The organism is Pseudomonas sp. TJI-51 (genome assembly GCF_000190455.2).
Taxonomy (GTDB): Bacteria; Pseudomonadota; Gammaproteobacteria; order Pseudomonadales; family Pseudomonadaceae; genus Aquipseudomonas; species Aquipseudomonas juntendi.
This window is the reverse complement of the sequence record NZ_AEWE02000069.1, coordinates 29470-30694: the sequence shown is the minus strand read 5'-3', so window position 1 is coordinate 30694 and position 1225 is coordinate 29470. Positions and strand designations below refer to the sequence as shown.

Annotated in this window: 1 protein-coding gene; it reads right to left on the bottom strand. The window is 65.0% G+C overall.

Going from position 1 to position 1225, the window contains the following annotated elements:
- Window positions 1–28 precede the first annotated feature (28 nt).
- Entirely contained in the window at window positions 29–1096 is a 1068-nt protein-coding gene (gene rluB, locus G1E_RS15945) for a 23S rRNA pseudouridine(2605) synthase RluB (protein ID WP_009683647.1), read from the bottom strand.
- Window positions 1097–1225: the final 129 nt, after the last annotated feature.

Genomic DNA, 1225 nt, shown 5'->3' with positions numbered 1-1225 from the left:
GCGGCCCCAAATTACTTAATTGGGCCAATCAGCCACGCGGTTTGCCGCGGCCACGGCCGGCAGGCTTGTCACCTTCAGGCTTGGCTGGGCGCTTGCGCATTTCGCTTGGGCGCTCGGCCACGGCGCTGCCGCGGTTGCCTTTGCGTGGCGCTTCTTCACGCGGCTGGCGTGCCGGGCGCTCACCAGCGGCAGCACCTTCGTGGGCCGGGCGCAGGTTGCGCACGCGCTCGCCACGGCCCAGCGGGCGGGACGATTTACGCTGCAGGCGCTCCATCTTGTCCTTGGCCTTGAGGTTCAAGGCAGGCAGCGCAACCGGCTGCAAGCCGACTTCAGCGGCCAGGATGTCGATTTCGCCCTGGGACATTTCCCGCCAGCGGCCCATCGGCAGGTCGGAGTTGAGGAACACCGGGCCGAAGCGCACGCGCTTCAGGCGGCTGACCACCATGCCCTGGGATTCCCACAGGCGACGCACCTCGCGGTTACGGCCTTCCATCACCACGCAGTGGTACCAGTGGTTGAAACCTTCGCCACCGGGTGCCTTCTGGATGTCGGTGAACTTGGCCGGGCCGTCTTCGAGCATTACACCGGCTTTCAGGCGCTCGATCATCTCGTCATCGACTTCACCACGCACACGCACCGCGTACTCGCGGTCCATCTCGTAGGACGGGTGCATCAGGCGGTTGGCCAGTTCACCGTCGGTGGTGAATAGCAGCAGGCCGGTGGTGTTGATGTCGAGTCGGCCAATGTTGATCCAACGGCCTTCTTTTGGCCGCGGCAGGCGATCGAACACGGTCGGGCGGCCTTCCGGGTCGTCACGGGTGCAGATCTCGCCATCGGGTTTGTTGTACATGATCACCCGGCGGGTGGCCTCGGCGGCCTCCTCGCGCTTGATCAGCTTGCCGTCAACGGCAATGGCATCGTGCAGGTCGACGCGTTGGCCGAGGGTAGCCGCGACGCCGTTGACCTTGATCCGGCCCTGGCTGATCCAGGCCTCGACGTCACGGCGCGAGCCCACGCCGATGCGGGCCAGCACTTTCTGCAGTTTTTCGCCGGACGGCGGGGTAATTGCGGTGTCTTGCAGGTCTTGCTCACTCATCTGGGCACCTCCCGGTGTAGGAATGACAAAGGGTTTCTGGCGACGAATGCGCCAAAAGGCCGCGCATCATACGCGGTTCGGCGGGGGAACGCACTGCAGGTTAGAAGGTTTTGCGGGGGCAGCGAGAGG